Source organism: Nocardia spongicola (assembly GCF_047200775.1).
Lineage (GTDB): Bacteria > Actinomycetota > Actinomycetes > Mycobacteriales > Mycobacteriaceae > Nocardia.
In genome coordinates this window covers 1-536 of record NZ_JBJZOO010000059.1, presented here as the reverse complement: position 1 = coordinate 536, position 536 = coordinate 1, and the positions used below count along the sequence as shown (strand labels likewise).

1 protein-coding gene is annotated in these 536 nt (G+C 63.2%); it reads right to left on the bottom strand.

Annotation, left to right across the window (positions count from 1 at the left end):
- The coding region (locus tag ACL02S_RS24185) for a beta-ketoacyl reductase (protein WP_412804796.1) at window positions 1-536 on the bottom strand (536 nt) is incomplete at both ends.

Genomic DNA, 536 nt, shown 5'->3' with positions numbered 1-536 from the left:
GTGAGTCCATGCCCAGTTCCGGTAGGGGCACGGTCAGGTCGATGGTTTCGGCCGATACTCCCATCACCGACGCCAGTTGTTCGGCGAGCAGGCGCGCGATCGTGTTCGTGCGTTCGGCTTCGTCGAGGTTGGTGAGTTCGGAGCGCAACCGGGCTGCGGCCGAATCCTGCTGTGTCGCGGCGGCGATCATGCCCTCGAGCCGACCGATCAACGTCACCTGTTTGCCCATGCCCACAATCCGTTTCCAGTCTATCCCGCCGATGCCGACTTGGGTGGCATCGAGTCGTAGTGTTTGTTCCAGGTACTGCGGTCCGTCGGCCATTTCCATGGGTTCGAAGCCCAGACCGTGCAGATAACGGGTGACATTCTCATCGGCGGCGGCCATCCCCGCACCGGTCATATGGCCCCAGCCGACTGCCAGCGCCGGGACGCCCTGCCGGGCCAGCACCTGCGCGAACGTTTCCATAGCGAGATTGGCCGCGATATAGGAGTACTGGCCAACGATGCCGAAGACGGAGGAGCCGGAGGAGAACAGA